Below are 19,992 nucleotides of genomic sequence, written 5' to 3'. Positions count from 1 at the left end.
CACAGCGGTTCGTTTCAGATGATCAGAATAAGACCAGGTGGTCGCGTTTTTATGGCCGCCAATCAGCGTGCTGAATACTCGTCAACAAGCGGTCTGGAGAGGGCTAGGGTGAACCCACAACTATAAAAAGGCTCACCCGATGACCGCCATGACGCTGTGTCTGGATCGCCCCGGATTTTTACCCAGACTCTCCTCCCATCATCAATCGCGTCCGCGCTTGAGTGAGCCATTGCTGGCCTCGGTGGCGCGGGTCAGGCTGATTTGCGCCCCTGCTGGCAGTGGCAAAAGCGCGCTGCTGACCGAGTGCTTGCTCCAGGCACCTGTGGCGTGCGAGGTGCGTTGGTTGCCAATGGCGGGCGCCACGCTGAGTGTCGGCGAATTCTGCCAGCGTCTGACCCAGGCGCTGGGGCTGGCGGAGTGCGTTGATGAGTCGGGTTTGATCGCGACCCTGGCGCATTGGTCGACACCCACATGGCTGTTTATTGATGACTACGCTCGACTGCCGGATCCGGCGCTGGACGCTTTGCTCGATCGCCTGTTGGCTGTCAGCAGTCCGGCGCTGATCTGGTGGATCGGTACGCGCCGACGTCCACAATGCAACTGGCCGCGACTGCTGCTTGGCGATGAATTGTACGAGTGCGAAAGCACGACACTGGCGCTGACGCAACACGAGATCGCCGGTGCCTTGCGGCATCTGGCGCCGGAACAGGCTGGCCATGTCGCCACGCGCATCGTCCAGCGCACCGGTGGCTGGTGCGCCGGTGTGCGCATGGCACTGCTGCAGAAGTGCGACTGGTCGCAAAGCATTCAGCCGCAACAGCGCGTCGACACCTTGCTCGATTATCTGCAACACGAACTCTTCAGCAGCCTCACCCCGGAGTTGACCGAGGCGTGGCGGGTATTGGCACATCTGCCGCGCTTCAATGCCGAACTGTGTGAGCACTTGTTGGGTGCCGGGGAGGGCGCGCAACACCTGCGGACGCTGCATGCGCTTGGCTGTTTTATCGAACCGTGGAATGACTCGCCGCACTGGTTACAGATCTTTGCGCCGCTGGCCCGGGTCATGCGCGAGGAACAATGGCCCTCGGCCCGCTCCTGGCACCGTCGGGCCTGCCAGTGGTTCAGTGCCGAGCAGGACTGGCGCTCGGCCTTCGAGCAAGCGCTCCTGGCCGAGGAGTACGAGACGGCGGTCAGCCTTTTGCAGCATTTCAACTTCGAGCACCTGTTCGAAGAACAGACGGTGGTGCTGTTGCTGCGCCTGCATGAATGCCACAGCGAAGAGCTGACCCTGAGCACCCCCCAGTTGATCGGTTTGATCACCGCCGCTTTGCTCTTCGCCGGTCGTTTTGAACAGGCGGCACATTGTATCGGGCAGCTGTCGCGGTTCATGCCGCAACCCTCGGCTCAACAAGAGAAACAACTGATCGCGCGTTGGCAGATGCTGCAAGGGTGGTTGATGCATTTGCAGGGACAAATGGCTCCGGCGCGGGAATATTTTCGACAAGCGTTGGAGGAACTGGCTGTCGATGCCTGGCCGGCAAGGTTGCTGTGCCTGTCGGGGCAGACCCAACAGGCGTTGTTGTGTGGTGACCTCGAACTGGCCCATGGCATCAATCGGGAGGCCCTATGCCTGGCCCGTGCTCAAGGCTCGCTGCTGTTCGAAGGTCTGCTCGAACTCGACCATGCTCAGGTGCTTGAGCAGCGTGGCGCGCCGGCAAGGGCCGAAAATCTGTTACTGAGCATCGAGCAATTGCTTTCTCACAGAGCCGAGCGCCCCACGCCATTGCTGGGCCGCATCGCATTGCGTCGAGGTCGGCTGGCCTTGTACATGGGGCGCGAGCAACAGGCAGCAGATTTTTTTTGCAAGGGGATAGAGGACTGCCTGCGCAGTCACGACAAACGCGTGTTGTATGGCTATTTGGGCCAGGCACAACTGGCGGCCAATCGAATGGACTATGCCCAGGCGTTCGAACGTCTGCATGAGGCCGAGAGGGTGATGCAGCAACGGCAGATACCGGACACGGTCTACCGCGGAGCGCTTTTGCAACTCAGCAGCCAGTTCTGGTTGCAGCAGGGGCGGCCGCAGTTGGCGCAAGAAGCGTTGAGCCGGGTATTGCGGCACTATCAACCACCCGAGGCGCTGCAGGCGCCTCCCGCCACTGTGGAGTTAATCCCGCGCATTCAATACTTGTTGATACTGGCCAAGGCTTATATGCATTGTGAAGAAGATCTATTGGGCCAGCTCGAGCCGCTACTGAAACAAGCGCAGAGCGGCGGAGCTTTGACACTGGAAGCGGAATTGCATTTTGCGTTGGCCGAAGTGGCATCGCTGCAGCAACAGCCATTCCGGCTGATCGAACACCGGGAGCATGGTTGCAGGATTGTGCAACGAGCGAACCTGGATGGCGTGCGGCATCAGTTCTCTTTACTTCCTTCGAATTTTTTTCCTGAAGAAAAAGAGGTTTCTTTAGCCTGTTCCGAAAGTTTTGAGTGTGCCAGCGTGCTCAGTCGGCGAGAGCAACAGGTGTTGGAGCTTGTTGCATTGGGTGATTCCAATCGGCAAATCGCGGAGAAACTTTTCCTTTCGTTGCATACTGTAAAAACTCATGTGCGAAGAATATATACAAAGTTGGCGGTGGAACGCCGGACTCACGCAGTAGCCAAGGCGAGATTGCTTGGCTTTAAGTTGTAAATAAAACACGGCAGAGTGGCTTTGTATTCAGATGTATATTGGCGTGTCGGGTTAAACACGCTTGGAAAAGTTTTCGAGCTATCTTTTGTATGTGTGCCGGTATTAGTTTGATTTGCGAATGCAGTCGACAGGCAGTCGTTGCAATTATCAAACTGATCGGGATTTTTATTGATGAACTTTGAAAAAGTTGAAAATACGGCTCTTGCTCGCCAGGGCGAAGCATTGTCCAATATTGTGAAAGAGTTGGAACTGGTACCTGCTTTCAAAGTGATCGTGCAGGATTGTTTGCGGGAAGCTGTTGCGAAGATTGCGCCAGGAGTATTGGTTAGCAAAATTCATATCAATGTTCTTGAGGGGGGCAGCCAAAAAGCAAACGCGCCAATGGGACGTTTACTTGAGGTTTTTCTGGAGTGTTTGCAGCGTGGCGAAGTACCTGTTTACTCTCCGGCTATCTATGCGATTTACGATTATCCTGGCTCTACCGATTCACGGGATATCATCAAGGGCCTGGATGTTACGGCGGTCGAAAATATACTGTCTGATTTGTTGGGGAATATTGCGACCCGTTACGTTTCCGCGTTAAAAAGATACTGGGAAATTAACGAGGTTTCCCAAAGTGGCTACGCGTATCCAAAACTTTCGCGCAAGTCTGCGTTGGCTGTTCTTCAATCGGTCTTGTTTGAGCGGGAGCTCGATTCATGGACGGCGCACGGTGAAGTTACTCAGGAGGAAAGGGCGCGCATCAGTAGTACTGTTCAAGCGGGTTTGACAGGCATGGGTTACAGCGTCCATATCGAAGGCCGGAATGGCAGTTATGTTGAGCAAAACTCAATGTTTGTGGTGCCACTGACTAATCCGGTTCACGAACAACTGATTCCAGCAAGCGAGGGTGCCGTTGTTCTCTATTCGCCAGATCGAGGGATCGAGAAGTTCGCCTCCTCGCTGATACTTCAGCAAGCCCTGGTCTCGCGATTGAAGTGGACGGACACGCGGGAGGAGTTTCTGCAGGCGCTGCCGCTCGATGAGCGAGAAGGGTTTGCCTATGGTTACGATGTTCGCTTTTTGAAAGTCCATGGGAATCTGTTCGAACGTTACGCAGAGCAGACGTTGCACAAGGCCTACAGAGACGTCGAATACCACCTGGATCGACTCAACAGGGGCAGTTCGGATCTGGATGGGTGCATGGCGACCGTGGAGTCGACGCAGTCCTTGCCGGAAATTACTCATCACGCCAAAAAAAGGCAGGCCGGTCTTCTGAAGGTTGTGGAGCGGAATGCATGGCCAGACTGGTTGAAAGCTACTTCGGATACCAATCAGGAAGTGTACGTTGCACTGCAACAGCGACTTCTCGAAGCCGAAGTAAAACATCATCAGACCACCCATGGCATAACGTCGCTCAAGGACTATTCTCGTGTGGCCGTGGAGGATTTTTTATCCCCGGGTGATGATGAGCGCGTTAATCCGGACAATGTACCCGTAGACATCATTCATACCGTACCGTTGGTGAACGGGCAGAAGATTGAGCTCACTGAGCGTAAAACGCTGACGCAGGTTTTCATGCACGGCGCCAATGATGATGCGGGGAGTTATAAAATTATCCCGCGAGTATTCACTGACAATCCAAAAATGACACCCACGAATCTGATGCGTGCGATTCAGACGCTGAACATCCGTGTGGCCTATAACACGGCGCGCCGCCTGCTTTACTCGCAATCCGATGTTGTCGAATCCATGCGGGAAGTTTTCGGGCGAAAGACCGCACTCACATTGTTTGCCGCTGTATTGCAAAAACATGTGACTTCGATCGCTCAGGATCTGGCAATGCGTTATAACTTTGGTGACGACTCTATCGAAACCATGGGCGTGTCACTCCGGGGCTGGATTAAACCCTTTAAGAATTTGCTGGTGTATCGCAGGAAAGGTGTCGATGCCGAACGAAACCTTCATGTCCTTCATATGCCGGGACTTACCACAGGGAAGGAGTGGTATCAGTTTCCTGATCTGAAATCTTTACAGCATCAGATTGCACGCTGGGTAGTAAACAAGGAAAGCTGGGCCTATTTGAAAGATCAGGCATACGCAAGCGATAGCGCGAATATAGAGCGGTACTACCTGCACGATAGCCTTCATGAGATGCTTCAAGAATGGTGGTGGTCGGCTATCGAGGTGAAAAGCTTTTCCGAAGATGGTCCGTTGAAGGGCGCGGTTCAGAATCAGATCAGTTGGGATGCCGATCAGGCTGAAGTTGCTACACCGCAATGGTATGTAAAAGCCAAAGTCGCGGATCAGCGCCTGCTTAATCGTTTGAACTATGATTTCAAGGCTGTTTACCACCATGCTAAAGAAAAGCTCGAAATCGTGCCTTTCAAAGAGTTTTCGAGGAAGTTGGTCAGCCAGGAGCTCAACCGATACTTAGGTCGTTCGGGGACTGTTGCTGAAATTAATCCAGATGAAGTCTGGGTGAAATTTCATGCGGATTCGAAAATCAGCCTTACTGAACTGTTCGTTCAGTGGCAGCTGTGGCGCAGTGATGTAAGCGTCTTCCAGAAGTTCTTTTCCTGGGTTTCTCCCGCAGGTAACTATCTGACTGCGCTCGCAGAACAGTTGAGAACCGCAAGCTTCTGGACGTTTACTGGCCAACCTGTCGAGCAGTTGAATGCCAAAGTCATCAACGATCTGATCGGTCTGACGCCAGGTGAAAAATACCTTCAGTATCTGAGAGAAAACTTCCTTGAGCCATCTGATGTCGACTTGAAGGTGAAGCTGTTTCGAAAGACAAAACAGAATGAAATGCTCAGGGCCGCGTTGATTCAGAAAATCAAGGGCGAGCTGTCGCAAGAGCAGTTCAACTGGCTGCAGCGGTTGATTGATGGTTTTGATCATGATTTGCCTCGCGAAAACGTCATCGCTGTGGGAGGCAAGCCGGGAATCGGTGTTTATGAGTTCACGCTCCAAGGTCGGGCCCTGACTGGCGCCTATGTGTTCGGGCGCAGAGTCAACAACCGAGACGAGTTTATGGTCTACGTGCCCAATACTCCGGATGGCAAAGACTTCTTCCCGCTTGAACAGCTGGCTGCTCGATTGACTGGTTCTGCCTTCAGGAAGGTTGTCATGGGTCTGGTGCGTCTGGAGCACCAGCAGATTGTCAAAAGTCTGATTGATAACTATTGGGACGCGAAGCCCTTGGTCACATCGACGCCTGATCTGACAAATAGCTATCCGATACTTAGTTTCCGACAACAGTACCGGGCAAAGATCAGCCATCTTATTGCCGATACGGACTTCCAGACGACCAGCCCATCAGAAGCATTCTGGAAAGATGCGAGGATTCTTGCTGAATTCGCACTGGACGTGGCTTCAATGTTTATCCCGCCCCTTGGTCTTGCAGCGTCGGTGTTGCGTATCACGACATCGGTTGTACAAGGCATTGTGGCCTCCAGCCAAGGTCTCGACGATGCGGCCAATGCTTATTTTGCATCGGCCTGGAGAGGCGCGATCATGCTGTATGTGGGTAAGGTCGGCGCCATTGGTTCTCCCGTGAATCCGCTTGCCTTACTGTCGAATGTCAGAGACTTTGCCGACGTGGTGAGCGCAGTGACCGGCGTTGAGGTCAGTATCAGCTATGTCACGGCTGTGGCCGCGCCGCCTATGGTGGTGAATAGCACGACCCGCTTGCTCAACTGAGGCGATAAACAGCACGAATCACCGCTCTCGGTCATTCGTGCTGTTGGCACGGTTCAGACATGTTCGGACTCATAGCCCATCCGCCAACTCACGGCCCGCGTCGCAGCCAATAAGCGCTGCGCCGCCGGGCCGTTTTCGTCGGCGTGGAACAGCGAGGTCGGGCCGACGATGGTCAATACGGCGGCGATCTGCCCGACGGCGTTGAACACCGGGGCAGACAAGGCATCCACACCCGGCATCAATAAACCATGCACATGATGCAGACCGCGTTCGCGGATCTGTTCACACAACGTCGCATAGGCCTTTTCATCCGCCAGCGGGTGATCGGCAACGGTGGTTTCCTGCTCACGCAGCTCATCGGTTTCCCGGTGTGGCAGATACGCGCTGAAGACCAGTCCGGTCGATGAACTGAGCAAGGGCAAGACCGAGCCCAATTGTGTCACCACCGTCACCGCGCGCACCGCCGGTTCGATATGCACCACGGTCGCACCCTGATTGCCCCACACCGCGAGGAAGCAGGTTTCGTTCAACTCGTCGCGCAACTCGGCCAGCGGCAGGGCGGCGACTTTCAGCACGTCCATACTGTTGAGGGCGGCCAGGCCCACACGCAGTGCTTCACGACCCAGGCCGTAATGGTTGGTGGCGGTGTTCTGCTCGGCAAATCCCGATGCGATCAAGGCTTGCAGATAGCGATGCACCTTGCTGGCCGGCATCTGCACATGTTCGGCCAGGCGCGACAGCGACGTGGACGGCGACAACTCGGCGAGGGCCTTGAGGATGTCGGTGCCGACTTCGGCGGAGCGGACTTTCTGTTTGCCGTTGCTGTCGCTGGTTTTTTCCATGGTGCGGCCGGGTTCCGATACGAATGGGCGTCTTTATAGCTTGACGCTGGATAGCGAGCAAATTACGTTATGCGTAATCGAATTACGATAATAACAACCCCGGCGTGCCGAAACCTCTGAGCCAGAGCGATGGGCCACTGCCGACTCCCTGTTCAGGAGGCTCCATGAACCTCGATTCAACCGCGTCGACGCTGGTTTACCAGTCCGGTTTCGGCAACGAATTCAGTACTGAAGCGTTGCCCGGCGCGCTGCCTGTCGGCCAGAACTCTCCGCAAAAAGCCCCCTACGGTCTCTACACCGAATTGTTTTCCGGCACCGCATTCACCATGACCCGCAGTGAAGCGCGGCGGACCTGGATGTACCGGATTCAGCCTTCGGCCAATCACCCGGCTTTCGTCAAACTGGAACGGCAACTGGCCGGCGGCCCGCTGGGTGAAGTGACGCCCAACCGGCTGCGCTGGAACCCGCTGGAGATCCCGGCCGAGCCCACCGATTTCATTGACGGTCTGGTGAGCATGGCGGCCAATGCCGGTGCGGATAAACCCGCCGGCATCAGCATCTACAGCTACGCCGCCAACCGTTCGATGGAGCGCGTGTTCTTCAATGCCGATGGTGAATGGCTGCTGGTGCCGCAACTCGGCCGTCTGCGCATCGCTACCGAGCTGGGCATGCTGGAAGTCGCGCCGCTGGAAATCGCCGTGTTGCCACGCGGCCTGAAATTCCGCGTCGAGCTGCTCGACGCGCAAGCCCGCGGTTACATCGCCGAGAACCACGGCGCGCCGCTGCGCCTGCCGGATCTGGGGCCGATCGGCAGCAACGGCCTGGCCAATCCACGCGATTTTCTGACCCCGGTCGCCGCTTACGAAAACCTGCAGCAACCGACGACACTGGTGCAGAAATTCCTCGGTCAGCTGTGGGCCACCGAGCTTAATCACTCGCCGCTGAATGTGGTCGCCTGGCATGGCAACAACGTGCCGTACAAATACGACTTGCGCCGTTTCAACACCATCGGCACGGTCAGTTTCGATCACCCGGATCCGTCGATCTTCACCGTGCTGACTTCGCCGACCAGCGTCCACGGTCTGGCCAACCTCGACTTTGTGATTTTCCCGCCACGCTGGATGGTGGCTGAGAACACCTTCCGCCCGCCGTGGTTCCACCGCAACCTGATGAACGAATTCATGGGCCTGATCCAGGGCGAGTACGACGCCAAGGCCGAAGGTTTCGTGCCCGGCGGTGCGTCGCTGCACAGCTGCATGAGCGCCCACGGCCCGGACGGTGAGACCTGCACCAAAGCGATCAACGCCGAGCTTGCTCCTGCGAAGATCGACAACACCATGGCCTTCATGTTTGAGACCAGTCAGGTGCTGCGCCCAAGCCGCTTCGCCCTCGACTGCCCGCAACTGCAATCCAATTACGACGCCTGCTGGGCCACGCTGCCCGCCACGTTCGACCCGACCCGGAGATAACCCATGACTCAGAATTCGATTAATCGCAGTTGGGTCGCTTCGGCCAATGGCCACGCTGATTTCCCGTTGCAGAACCTGCCGTTGGGGGTGTTCAGCCTCAACGGTTCGGCACCGCGCGCGGGCGTGGCGATCGGTGAGCACATCTTCGACCTGCAAGTGGCGCTGGAGGCCGGTCTGTTCGACGGCGTCGCACGCAGTGCCGTCGAAGCCATGCATGGCGGGCTGTTGAATGCTTTCTTCGAACTCGGTCGCGAAGCTCGCGTAGCCTTGCGCGAACGCTTGCTGGAGTTGTTCAGCGAGGGCAGCAGCCATCGCGGTGCCATCGAAGCCCAGGGCGCAAAACTGCTGCCACTGGCCGCCGATTGCCAGCTGCATCTGCCGGCCCGTATCAGCGATTACACCGACTTCTATGTGGGAATCGAGCATGCACAGAACGTCGGCAAACTGTTCCGTCCCGACAATCCGCTGCTGCCGAACTACAAGCACGTGCCGATCGGTTACCACGGTCGCGCCTCCACTGTGCGGGCGTCCGGTACCGACGTGCGTCGTCCGAAAGGCCAGACCTTGCCCGCCGGCGCCAGCGAGCCGATCTTTGGCCCGTGTGCGCGTCTGGACTACGAGCTGGAACTGGGCATCTGGATCGGCCAGGGCAACGAGATGGGCGAGCCGATCGCCATTGGCGACGCGGCCGAGCACATCGCCGGGTTCTGCCTGCTGAACGATTGGTCCGCCCGTGACATCCAGGCCTGGGAATACCAGCCGCTGGGTCCGTTCCTGTCGAAGAGTTTCATCACCAGCGTCTCGCCGTGGGTCGTCACCGCCGAAGCGCTGGCGCCGTTCCGCACGCCACAACCGGCGCGTCCGGAAGGTGACCCGCAACCTCTGCCGTACTTGCTCGACAACCGCGATCAGGCGGGCGGTGCGTTCGACATCGAACTGGAAGTGCTGTTGCTCACCGAAAAAATGCGCGAACAGAATCTGCCGGCCCATCGCCTGACCCTGAGCAACACCCGCTACATGTACTGGACCGTGGCGCAAATGGTCGCGCACCACAGCGTCAACGGTTGCCAGTTGCAGGCCGGTGACCTGTTCGGTTCGGGCACCTTGTCCGGTCCTGAAAACGGTCAGTTCGGCAGCTTGCTGGAAATCACCGAGGGCGGCAAAAAGCCGATCGAACTGGCCTCCGGCGAAGTGCGCAAATTCCTTGAGGACGGCGACGAAATCATCCTGCGCGCCCGTTGCGCCCGTGACGGTTTCGCCTCCATCGGTTTCGGCGAATGCCGCGGCACCGTGCTGGCGGCGCGCTGACAGGAGCGATTGATGGATCTCTATACCTATTACCGTTCGACCTCGTCGTACCGGGTGCGCATCGCGCTGGCACTGAAGGGCGTCGACTATCAGGCATTGCCGGTCAACCTGATCGCGCCGCCGGGTGGCGAGCATCGGCAAACGGCGTATCTGGCGATCAACCCACAGGGCCGGGTGCCGGCCTTGCGTACCGACGAGGGTGAGTTGCTGATCCAGTCGCCGGCGATCATCGAGTATCTGGAAGAACGTTATCCACAACCGCCGCTGTTGCCAGCCGACCTCGCCGCTCGCGCGCATGTGCGTGGCGTTGCGGCGGTGATCGGTTGCGATGTGCATCCACTGCACAATGTCAGCGTGCTCAACCGTCTGCGCCAATCGGGGTACGACGAACCACAGGTGGTGGAGTGGATCAGTCACTGGATCAGCCAGGGGCTGGCAACAGTGGAACAGTTGATTGGCGACAGCGGTTTCTGTTTCGGCGAGTGGCCGTGCGTGGCGGATGTGTACCTGATTCCGCAGTTGTATGCGGCCGAGCGGTTCAACGTCAGTCTGGACGACTATCCAAAAATCCGCCGTGTTGCCGCACTGGCTGCTGAACATCCGGCGTTCATCAAGGCGCATCCGGCCAACCAGCCAGATACCCCGTAAAGCTTCAAGCCATGCCAATGTGGGGATTCGGCGACGCCTGAAAATCATAAAAACAACACAGGTACCTTGCGATGCACAACCAGATTGCCAGCTTCCGGGCGGCGCTCGACGCCCGTCCGGTGTCCCGTTATCAGTGGTTGCTCTTGATCTTGCTCGCCTTGTTGCTGGTCACCGACGGCTACGACGCCCAGGTGCTCGGTTACGTCGTGCCCGCACTGGCTCAGGACTGGGGCCTGGAGAAAGCCGCGTTCGGGCCTGTTTTCAGCGCCAACCTGCTGGGCCTGACTATCGGTTCGCTTGCCGTTACTCCCCTGGCGGACCGTTTCGGTGTGCGGCGGATTCTGCTCGCCTGCGTGCTGATCTACGCCAGCCTGACAGTGCTGATGGTGTTCGCCGACTCCCTCAATACGCTGATGATCGCGCGCTTCATTTGCGGTGTCGGCATGGGCGGGGCGATGCCGAGTGCGATGGCGCTGATGTCGGAATACTCGCCACCACGCCTGCGTACGTTGATGGTGACGCTGGCCGCGTGCGGGTTCTCGTTCGGTGGTGCGGCGGGTGGTTTCGTCGCGGCGGGTTTCATTGACCAGTTTGGCTGGCAAGCGGTGTTCCTCGCCGGTGGCGTCACGCCATTGCTGCTGTTTCCGTTTCTCTGGTGGATGCTGCCGGAATCCCTGCCACGGCTGTTGCGCGACGCGCCGCCCTATACGCGCTTGCGCAACGTCACCGCACGGATGCTGCCGGACTGGCAGCCACCGCCTGCATCTGCCGCGCAGAACGAGCGCGAGCAGGGCAGCAAACTGACCATGGTCGAGTTGTTCCGCAACGGTTATGCACGGCCGACCTTACTGATCTGGGCGACGTTTTTCGTCAGCCTGATTCTGCTGTATTTCATGATCAGCTGGTTGCCGTCGCTGCTGCTCGAAAGTGGCCTGAAACTCAACGAGGCCAACCTGGTGACGTCGATGTTCCTCTTCGCCGGTACCCTGGGCGCCATCTGCATGGCCTGGTTCGCCGACCGCCTGAAACGCAAGGTGCGGTTGCTGTCCGGCGTGCTGGCCGGCGCGGCGCTGTGCACCATTCTGCTGGGCTTGAATCACGACAATCCGCGCTATCTGGTGGCCTGCGTGTTTGCCGCCGGGTTCTGCATCATCGGCGGGCAACTGACGCTGAACGCCTTCGCCAGTAATTTCTACCCGGCACAGGTGCGCGCCACGGGCACCGGCTGGGCGTTGGGCGTGGGGCGTTTCGGTTCGATTCTCGGGCCGCTGTTCGGCAGTCTGTTGTTGGCGATGCACATTCCAGTGGCGCAGATTTTCTTCTTCTGCGCGATACCGGCGGTGCTGGCGGCGTTGTTGATCATTCAGGTGCGATCGCCCGCAGAGGCCGCACTGCCCCCTGTGGGAGCGAGCCTGCTCGCAAAGAACGATAACGCGATCTGACAGGACAAACGGAAGTGCCTGCTTTGCGAGCAGGCGCGCGCTCCGCAAAGGCGTTCAGTGCACCACGGAGTTCGGCGGCAGGTGTCCGAGCCGCTCCGTCAGACGCAGGCGCTGGATCGGGTCGTCGCTCAGCAGCAGCGCGTGCTCCAGATCGAAACGCTCGGCATTCGGGCAGTCGAGTCGCTGATACAGACTGGCCCGGGCCAGATAATCGGCGGCCGCCGCATTCCCCAGTTCGAGTACGCGCTCGGCATCGACCAGCGCGGCGATGAAGTCATCGTGGGCCAGGTGTAACTGACGCAGGTTGCGCGACAGGCGCTGGAGCATTTGCACCGGTGTCGCCGTCAGCAAATGCTCGCCGTTGAGTTGCATGTTCGGCCCGTACTGACGCTGTAGCAGCTCGCGACAGTCATTCGGATACAGACGTCGACCACCGCAGGGATCGAGCAAATGATCGGCGCCGGGCACGCGCAGCAGGAAATGCCCGGGAAAGTTGACGCCGACCAAGGGAATCTCCAGCCCGCGTGCCAGTTCCAGCGCAATCAGCGCCAGTGTCAGCGGCTGCCCGCGTCGGGTGTGCAGCACTTTGTGCAGCAGCGCCGCCTGGGGGCGCAACGGCAGGAAATCGTCCTGGGCAAACCCCAGTTCAATCATTCGCCGCAACAGGGGCTGGGCCAGTTCATTGACCGGCAGCATCGGTAGCCCGTAGCTGACCCGTTGTTGCAGCTCCTTGAAATCCTGCAGCAGCGCCTCGGGGTCGAGCTCTTTTTCGTGTTCGGCCGCGATCCACAGCGCGGCTTCGAACAGCGCGGGCGGTGAACGGTGCAGGCAGTCGAAAAAGCGTTGGCGCGGACTCATCGAAATCTCCGGGGCATGCCTCGTTTTAGCCCCGTCCGTGGCATTCGTCCAGTGCCGGGCCATGCCAGTCTCGGGTTATGCCGCAAAGCCGCGGTCTGCGCGGGTGCTTATTCCGGTGCGCTTCAGCAATTTTTGGGCGCGAGCCTATACTGGCGTTCTACAAGAAGTGATTCGGGAGCCCAACGATGTTTGCGCTCATGCAAAGCACTCGCCTGGAATCGCTGCACCTTAGCGTTGACCCGGTTACCGGGTTGAAGGCGGTCATTGCCATCCATAACAGTCGCCTCGGGCCAGCCTTGGGTGGATGCCGTTATCTTGCCTATCCCAATGATGAATCCGCGGTCGAAGATGCCATTCGCCTGGCTCAGGGCATGAGCTACAAGGCTGCGCTGGCGGGGCTGGCGCAGGGTGGCGGGGTGGCGGTCATCGTGCGCCCGGCCCATGTGGAAAACCGTGGCGCACTGTTCGAAGCCTTTGGGCGTTGCATCGAACAGCTTGATGGCCGCTACATCACGGCGATCGACAGCGGCACTTCGGTCGCCGACATGGATTGCATCGCCCAGCAGACTCAGCATGTCACCAGCACCACGTCGGCCGGTGACCCGGCGCCGCATGCGGCGATGGGCGTGTTTACCGGGATTCGGGCAACGGCGATGGCGCGCTTGGGCAGCGACAACCTCGAAGGTCTGCGCATCGCCATTCAGGGCCTGGGTAATGTCGGTTATGCACTGGCCGAACAACTGCACGCGGCCGGAGCAGAATTGCTGGTCAGCGACATCGACCATGGCAAGGTGCAACTGGCAATGGAGCAACTCAATGCGCATCCGATTGCCAACGATGCATTGCTCAGCACGCCGTGCGACATCCTTGCCCCGTGCGGTCTCGGCGGGGTGCTCAACAGTCACACGGTGACGCAATTGCGTTGCTCGGCGGTCGCGGGCTCCGCGAACAATCAACTGACGCACCTGGATGTCGCCGATCAGCTGGAGCGGCGCGGGATTTTGTATGCGCCGGATTATGTAATCAACGCCGGTGGCCTGATCTACGTCTCGCTCAAGCATCGCGGTGAAGAGCTGGGGACGATCACCGCGCACCTGTCGAAGATTTCCTCGCGACTGACCGAAGTGTTCGCCCATGCCCAGGCCGAGAAGCGTTCGCCGGCGCGGGTGGCCGATGAGTTGGCGGAGAAGGTTCTGTATCGCTGAAACGCAAAAGATCGCAGCCTTCGGCAGCGCCTGCATTGGAATACGTATTCCCTGCAGGCGCTGCCGAAGGCTGCGATCTTTTGATCAGGCGATGATTACTTGGCAGCTTTCGCCGCTTTTGCGGGTTTGGCCGGTGCTTCAGCAGACTCTGCCGTATCAGCCACTTCAGCCACTGGCTCAGCCGGTGCATTGATGAGTTCCGACAACGCATCAGGCTGGCTCTTGAAGGCTTTGGCGAACACATCGCGGTTCTTCGCCATGTAGATCCCGACTTCTTCAACCTGCTGCTCGTTCAGCGACGGCACGGCTTTCTGCAACACTTCGGACAGCATCTCAGCCAGTTCGAGCATTTTGTCATGACGGTCAGCTTCGGCTTTATCCATGAACAAGCGCTCCAGATCTCGGCTGCTGCGGTATACCACTTCGACGGCCATTCACCACCTCACATGCCTTCACATTTAGTTGTCTTAGCGACTACTGTATTTATATACAGCGAAAGGATAAGCGAATCCCTGCGCTTTGGGTAGTGGCTTTTTAATGTAGACCGGATTCGGGGTTTGTCAGGGGATGACCGCGTGGTGGCCATTCGCGAGCAAGCTCGCTCCCACAGGCTTCGGTGCAGGCTGGCATGTGCGACCAAACGCCACGGCGCGGCTTTTGCGGGGGCTCGCCATGATGGCGTGGCCTCGTTTCTGCATGAAACAGAGCGCGTGCAGAAAAACCGTCACGTCCAACACGCATCATCCGCCCGAGTCGGGCTAAGGAACATCATCGTGAAAATCAACTGGGCCGAGAAACTGCGGCAAAACGTGCATCAACTGGCCGAGTCCCTGGGCAACCTGTTCGTCGAAACCTTCCACTACCTGGCGCTGTTCGCCATCGGTGCGGTCACGGCGTGGGCGGCAGTGATGGAGTTTCTCGGGATGCTCGAGGAAGGCCACATCAAGATTGATGACATTCTTTTGCTGTTCATCTATCTCGAACTGGGGGCGATGGTCGGGATTTATTTCAAGACCAACCACATGCCTGTGCGCTTCCTGATCTACGTGGCGATCACTGCGCTGACCCGTTTGCTGATCTCCAACGTCTCGCACCACAATCCGCCGGACATGGGCATCATCTACCTGTGCGGCGGCATTCTGCTGCTGGCGTTCTCGATTCTGGTGGTGCGTTACGCCTCGTCACAATTTCCTTCGGTGAAGATCGAGAAACCGCAGCGCAAGCTGGGCGCCGGTTCCGGTGAACACCCGGAGATCGAAAAAGGCGAACTCTAAAGGCCCGCCGACGGTCGAGACTGGCTGTCGATTTGCTGCGGTGGCGGCGGCAGCCCGTCGCCGCTGGTCATCGCTTCGAGGATCGCCATGGCGCTGTGGCCCTGTTCGATGGCGATGCCGAATTGAATACTTTGCACCAGCCGTCGCAAGCGTTGTGGATCATTGCGTTGTTCGCTGCTGATCATGCGTTTGGCCACGATGCGGCCGCTGTTCGACAGGGTCAGCATGATGCTGCCGTCCAGGCCCTGAATGCTCAGGTTGATCTGATAGTCCGGCGCGAAGGCATCGGTAATGATCTGAAAAGGATTGTCCATGATGCGTCACCGCCTGATTGAACGTGCAGTTGTTGACCGGCCGTGATCGGGTTGGTTCGCCATACCGGACCATCGGCCATTCCGTGGCCTGTGTGTTGCTTTGTGCAGGAGCTGCCGCAGGGATGTAGCAAGGGCTGTGCCGGGAAAATTGTTGGACAATGGATACGGGATAAAAAAGGCGAGCACTTGGCTCGCCTTTGTCATTTATGGCCCGTTTCAGGGCATAACCGAGTAGATGATCGCCGACAGTGCAATCAGGCCGATCAGCACCACAAACACGTTCGAAACCTGTCCCGAATACTGGCGCAAGGCTGGCACACGGCGGATGGCGTACATCGGCATCAGGAACAGCAGGCAGGCAATCACCGGGCCGCCGAGGGTTTCGATCATGCCCAGAATGCTCGGGTTGAACGTAGCGACGGCCCAGCAGCTGAGGATCATGAACAGCGCGGTCGCCCGGTTCAGCCAGCTCGCCGACATCACCTTGCCACGGCTGCGCAGGCTTTTGACGATCATGCCTTGAAAGCCTTCGCTGGCGCCGATGTAGTGGCCGAGGAAGGATTTGGTGATCGCCACCAGCGCAATCAGCGGCGCGGCGTAAGCGATGACCGGAGTCTGGAAGTGGTTGGCCAGGTACGACAGGATCGAAATGTTCTGCGCCTTCGCCGCTGCCAGATCTGTCGGCGACAGCGCCAGCACGCAGCTGAAGCAGAAGAACATTACCGTCACCACCATCATGCCGTGGGCCATGGCGAGGATGCCGCTGCTCTTGCGCTCGGCCTGTGCGCCGTAGCGCTGTTTCTGGTCGACCGCGAACGCCGAGATGATCGGCGAATGGTTGAACGAGAACACCATCACCGGGATCGCCAGCCACAAGGTCTTGAGGAACACCGACAGCGGCATCGCCTCTTGAGCGCTGGCGAAGAACGCGCCGTTCCAGTTGGGGATCAGGCTCAGGCCGAGCAGCAACAGGGCGGCAACGAACGGATAGACCAGCACGCTCATGGCTTTGACGATCACGTTCTGTCCGCAACGCACGATCGCCATCAGGCCGAGGATCAGCACCAGCGACAGGATGGCCCGGGGTGGTGGAGCGATGTGCAACTGGTGTTCGAGAAAACTGCTCAGGGTGTTGGTCAGCGCGACGCTGTACACCAGCAGTATCGGGAAGATCGCGAAGAAATACAGCAGCGTGATCAGCTTGCCGGCACCGATACCGAAGTGTTCTTCAACTACTTCGGTGATGTCCCCGGAGCGTCCGGACAACACGAAACGGGTCAAACCACGGTGGGCGAAAAACGTCATCGGGAAGGCCAGCACGGCCAGAATCAGCAGCGGCCAGAAACCACCGACACCGGCGTTGATCGGCAGGAACAAGGTGCCGGCACCAATCGCGGTGCCGTACAGGCCGAGCATCCAGGTGGTGTCGGATTTGCTCCAGCCCTTGTGGGCCGTTTCGGTGTTGTGTGTGCGATCTACAGCGGGATTTTCGGCAGCAGGTGTGCGTACATCGGTCATCGTTTTTGCCTCGTTATTATTTTTGCTCGGGCTCACGTTTGGCAGACCGTTGTGCGCGGTCTGCCGGGGCGGTCAGGGAATGCGCGTCAGCACTCCACCCAGCTCACGGCCAGGCCGCCCCGTGAAGTCTCTTTGTATTTGTCATGCATGTCGGCGCCGGTATCGCGCATGGTGCGGATCACCCGGTCGAGGGAAATGAAGTGTTTGCCGTCGCCGCGCAGGGCCATTTGCGTGGCGTTGATCGCCTTCACCGCCGCGATGGCGTTGCGCTCGATGCACGGCACTTGCACCAGGCCGCCGACCGGGTCGCAGGTCAGGCCGAGGTTGTGTTCCAGGCCGATTTCGGCGGCGTTCTCCAGTTGCTCCGGGGTGGCGCCGAGCACATCGGCCAGGCCCGCTGCGGCCATGGCGCAGGCCGAACCGACTTCGCCCTGGCAACCGACTTCGGCGCCGGAGATCGAGGCATTTTTCTTACACAGAATGCCGACGGCGGCGGCACCGAGAAAGAACGCGACCACATCATCGTCAGACGCGTCCGGGTTGAATTTCATGTAGTAGTGCAGAACTGCCGGAATGATCCCGGCTGCACCGTTGGTCGGCGCGGTGACCATGCGCCCGCCGGCAGCGTTTTCTTCGTTGACGGCGAGGGCGAACAGGTTGACCCATTCCATTGCCGACAGCGTCGAACTGATCACATTCGGCTTGCCGATTTCCAGCAGGCTGCGGTGCAGTTTCGCCGCCCGGCGCGGCACGTTCAGACCGCCAGGCAGAATCCCTTCGTGGCGCAGGCCTTGTTCGACGCACTCGCGCATCACCGACCAGATGTGCAACAGGCCCTGGCGGATTTCGTCGTCGCTACGCCAGGCGCGTTCGTTGGCCATCATCAGCTCGGACACACGCAGGTTGTGCTGCCTGCACAGGCTCAGCAGTTCGGCGGCGCTGGAAAAATCGTACGGCAACACCACATCGCCAGCCGGCGCCACACCGGATTCCGCCTCTGCGGCCTCGATGATGAAACCGCCGCCGACCGAGTAGTAGGTTTGTGCGAACAGCTCGGCGGTTTCGCCGAAGGCTGTCAGCGACATGGCGTTGGGGTGGTAGGGCAGGCTCTCGTCGAGCAGCAGGAGATCGGTCTGCCAGTTGAAGGCAATTTCTCTTTGCCCGGCGAGTGACAGGCGGCCCGTTTCGCGCAGTTGCTGGATACGTGGGTCGATGGTCGACGGATCGATACGATCCGGCCATTCGCCCATCAGGCCCATGACCGTGGCGCGGTCGGTGGCGTGACCGACGCCGGTGGCCGACAACGAACCGTACAAACGGATTTCCACACGACGGACATCGTTCAACACACGCTGATCAATCAGCGCCTCGGCGAAGGTCGCAGCGGCGCGCATCGGGCCGACGGTGTGGGAGCTGGACGGGCCGATGCCGACTTTGAATAGATCGAAAACACTGATAGCCATGCTAAAGCCTTACAAGCAATGGAGTAGGAATCGCTGCCATTTTTTGTAGGCCAAGCGCAATGTCGGCGATACTGCCTACCTCGGTACTACGTGACCAACGAAACTTCCTAAGAAAGCCTTTAGCAGGACTAAACGATGAGCCGTCAATTGCATGCCCAGACCTATGTCTGGCTGCAGGTGTTTTCCTGTGCCGCGCGGCACCTGTCGTTCACCCGCTGTGCAGAAGAGCTGCACATCACCCCGGGGGCGGTCAGCCAGCAGATCCGGCAACTGGAAGAGCGCCTCGGTTTTCGCCTGTTCCATCGTCGGGCGCGGGGTGTGGAGCTGAGCGCGGAAGGGCAGCGGCTGGCGATTACGGTCAATGAGGCCTACGGCAGCATTGATGCCGAACTGCGCCGACTGGATGCCGGAATGATCAGCGGGATTCTGCGGGTACGTTCGATTCCATCGTTCCTCAGCAAATGGCTGACCCCGCGTCTGCCGCGCCTGCAGCAGCGCTATCCCGACATCCAATTACGCCTGGTGGCCGAGGACAGCAGCGTGCCGTTGCACGAGGGCGACTTTGATCTGGCGATTGACCTGAACGACGGCAGCTACCCCGGGCTGTTATCCACAGCCTTGCTCGATGAGCAGATTTTCCCCGTGTGTGCGCCGAGTCTGCTGCGTGGACGCCCGCCGCTGCATGGGCCGGCGGATCTGGTGCATTTCCCGCTGCTGCACGACATCACGGCCTGGCGCGGCAGTTACGAATATGCGGAATGGGAGTTTTATCTGAACGCGATCGGCTTCGAGGGCGCCGATGTCCGGCGCGGCCATACCTTCAATCGCAATCACTTGACGATCGAAGCCGCGATCGCCGGCATGGGCGTGGCGATTGCCCGGCGCACACTGCTCAATGATGAGCTGGAACGCGGCACCTTGATCGTGCCGTTCGGGCTGTCGGTGCCCAATCACAAACGCTACGTGTTGCTCTACGCGCCGGGGGGGCTGAGCCATCCGGGCGTGCGTGCGGTGCATGACTGGCTGGTGGAAGAGGCGGGGATTTTCCGCAGTTTGCACCCGTTGAACGACGGGCAATTGTGAGCAGATTTTGCAGGGTTGCGAGGCGACCCAACTCCCGACCTTACCAGTGACTTGCTCGGTTGTCCGGCTTTTTTTGCGAATGAATATTTATCTTTTTCCAGGGGTTGAAATGTTCGTCAGTCGGGCCGATTGTTGTAATCAAGAGGTCACGAAATCCTGTTCAAGGCCTCTTGCGAGCTAGCTGAAATAAGG

14 protein-coding genes and 1 pseudogene are annotated in these 19,992 nt (G+C 58.9%); 9 read left to right on the top strand and 6 right to left on the bottom strand.

Going from position 1 to position 19,992, the window contains the following annotated elements; translation table 11 throughout:
• Positions 1 to 139: 139 nt before the first annotated feature.
• Positions 140 to 2,692 (top strand): LuxR C-terminal-related transcriptional regulator, encoded by a 2,553-nt coding sequence (locus tag K5Y35_RS02810; RefSeq protein ID WP_222833637.1) that lies wholly within the window; start codon positions 140 to 142, stop codon positions 2,690 to 2,692.
• A 171-nt stretch (positions 2,693 to 2,863) separates the two neighbouring features.
• On the top strand, positions 2,864 to 6,376 hold the full coding sequence (locus tag K5Y35_RS02805; RefSeq protein WP_222833636.1) for a dermonecrotic toxin domain-containing protein: 3,513 nt from the start codon (positions 2,864 to 2,866) through the stop codon (positions 6,374 to 6,376).
• A 53-nt stretch (positions 6,377 to 6,429) separates the two neighbouring features.
• Here the strand turns inward: K5Y35_RS02805 and K5Y35_RS02800 are convergent, their stop codons facing one another.
• Positions 6,430 to 7,218, bottom strand: coding sequence for an IclR family transcriptional regulator (locus K5Y35_RS02800; protein ID WP_123464755.1), 789 nt, complete (start codon positions 7,216 to 7,218; stop codon positions 6,430 to 6,432).
• Positions 7,219 to 7,382: 164 nt separating this feature from the next.
• On the opposite strand from K5Y35_RS02800, the gene hmgA reads away from it, so the two are divergent.
• From hmgA to K5Y35_RS02780, 4 genes are all read left to right on the top strand, one after another.
• Entirely contained in the window at positions 7,383 to 8,687 is a 1,305-nt protein-coding gene (hmgA, locus tag K5Y35_RS02795) for a homogentisate 1,2-dioxygenase (RefSeq protein WP_123464757.1), read from the top strand.
• Between the two features lie 3 nt (positions 8,688 to 8,690).
• Positions 8,691 to 9,995 (top strand): fumarylacetoacetase, encoded by a 1,305-nt coding sequence (fahA, locus tag K5Y35_RS02790; protein ID WP_222833635.1) that lies wholly within the window; start codon positions 8,691 to 8,693, stop codon positions 9,993 to 9,995.
• A gap of 12 nt (positions 9,996 to 10,007) precedes the next feature.
• Positions 10,008 to 10,643, top strand: coding sequence for a maleylacetoacetate isomerase (gene maiA / locus K5Y35_RS02785; RefSeq protein ID WP_186745550.1), 636 nt, complete (start codon positions 10,008 to 10,010; stop codon positions 10,641 to 10,643).
• A gap of 71 nt (positions 10,644 to 10,714) precedes the next feature.
• The gene (locus K5Y35_RS02780; RefSeq protein ID WP_123464763.1) at positions 10,715 to 12,085 is read left to right on the top strand and encodes an MFS transporter; all 1,371 of its coding nucleotides are present in this window, start codon (positions 10,715 to 10,717) and stop codon (positions 12,083 to 12,085) included.
• A gap of 54 nt (positions 12,086 to 12,139) precedes the next feature.
• On the opposite strand, the gene K5Y35_RS02775 is transcribed toward K5Y35_RS02780, so the two are convergent.
• Positions 12,140 to 12,943, bottom strand: a complete 804-nt coding sequence (locus K5Y35_RS02775) for a SirB1 family protein (RefSeq protein WP_123464765.1) — start codon at positions 12,941 to 12,943, stop codon at positions 12,140 to 12,142.
• Positions 12,944 to 13,128: 185 nt separating this feature from the next.
• Between K5Y35_RS02775 and K5Y35_RS02770 the strand changes: the two genes are divergently transcribed.
• Entirely contained in the window at positions 13,129 to 14,148 is a 1,020-nt protein-coding gene (locus K5Y35_RS02770) for a Glu/Leu/Phe/Val dehydrogenase family protein (protein WP_123464767.1), read from the top strand.
• Between the two features lie 179 nt (positions 14,149 to 14,327).
• Here the strand turns inward: K5Y35_RS02770 and K5Y35_RS02765 are convergent.
• Positions 14,328 to 14,582, bottom strand: a pseudogene (locus K5Y35_RS02765) (YebG family protein); the annotation flags it as partial.
• 339 nt (positions 14,583 to 14,921) lie between these two features.
• On the opposite strand from K5Y35_RS02765, the gene K5Y35_RS02760 reads away from it, so the two are divergent.
• Complete coding sequence (locus K5Y35_RS02760; protein ID WP_003221775.1) at positions 14,922 to 15,422, top strand: phosphate-starvation-inducible protein PsiE; 501 nt, start codon at positions 14,922 to 14,924, stop codon at positions 15,420 to 15,422.
• On the opposite strand, the gene K5Y35_RS02755 is transcribed toward K5Y35_RS02760, so the two are convergent.
• The 3 genes from K5Y35_RS02755 to K5Y35_RS02745 all read right to left on the bottom strand — a co-directional run bounded on the left by K5Y35_RS02755 (position 15,419) and on the right by K5Y35_RS02745 (position 18,717).
• A complete protein-coding gene (locus tag K5Y35_RS02755; RefSeq protein WP_123464779.1) occupies positions 15,419 to 15,736 on the bottom strand; it encodes a DUF3509 domain-containing protein in 318 nt (105 codons plus the stop codon). The genes K5Y35_RS02760 and K5Y35_RS02755 overlap by 4 nt on opposite strands.
• A gap of 216 nt (positions 15,737 to 15,952) precedes the next feature.
• Entirely contained in the window at positions 15,953 to 17,254 is a 1,302-nt protein-coding gene (locus K5Y35_RS02750; protein ID WP_222833634.1) for a serine/threonine transporter, read from the bottom strand.
• Positions 17,255 to 17,340: 86 nt separating this feature from the next.
• Complete coding sequence (locus K5Y35_RS02745; protein ID WP_222833633.1) at positions 17,341 to 18,717, bottom strand: L-serine ammonia-lyase; 1,377 nt, start codon at positions 18,715 to 18,717, stop codon at positions 17,341 to 17,343.
• 135 nt (positions 18,718 to 18,852) lie between these two features.
• Here K5Y35_RS02745 and K5Y35_RS02740 point away from each other — a divergent pair, with 135 nt between their 5' ends.
• Positions 18,853 to 19,800, top strand: a complete 948-nt coding sequence (locus K5Y35_RS02740; protein ID WP_222833632.1) for a LysR substrate-binding domain-containing protein — start codon at positions 18,853 to 18,855, stop codon at positions 19,798 to 19,800.
• The last annotated feature ends 192 nt before the right edge of the window (positions 19,801 to 19,992 follow it).

The sequence above is a fragment of the Pseudomonas sp. SC3(2021) genome (genome assembly GCF_019856535.1).
GTDB classification, from domain to species: domain Bacteria; phylum Pseudomonadota; class Gammaproteobacteria; order Pseudomonadales; family Pseudomonadaceae; genus Aquipseudomonas; species Aquipseudomonas monsensis.
This window is presented reverse-complemented; position numbering and strand designations above follow the sequence as displayed.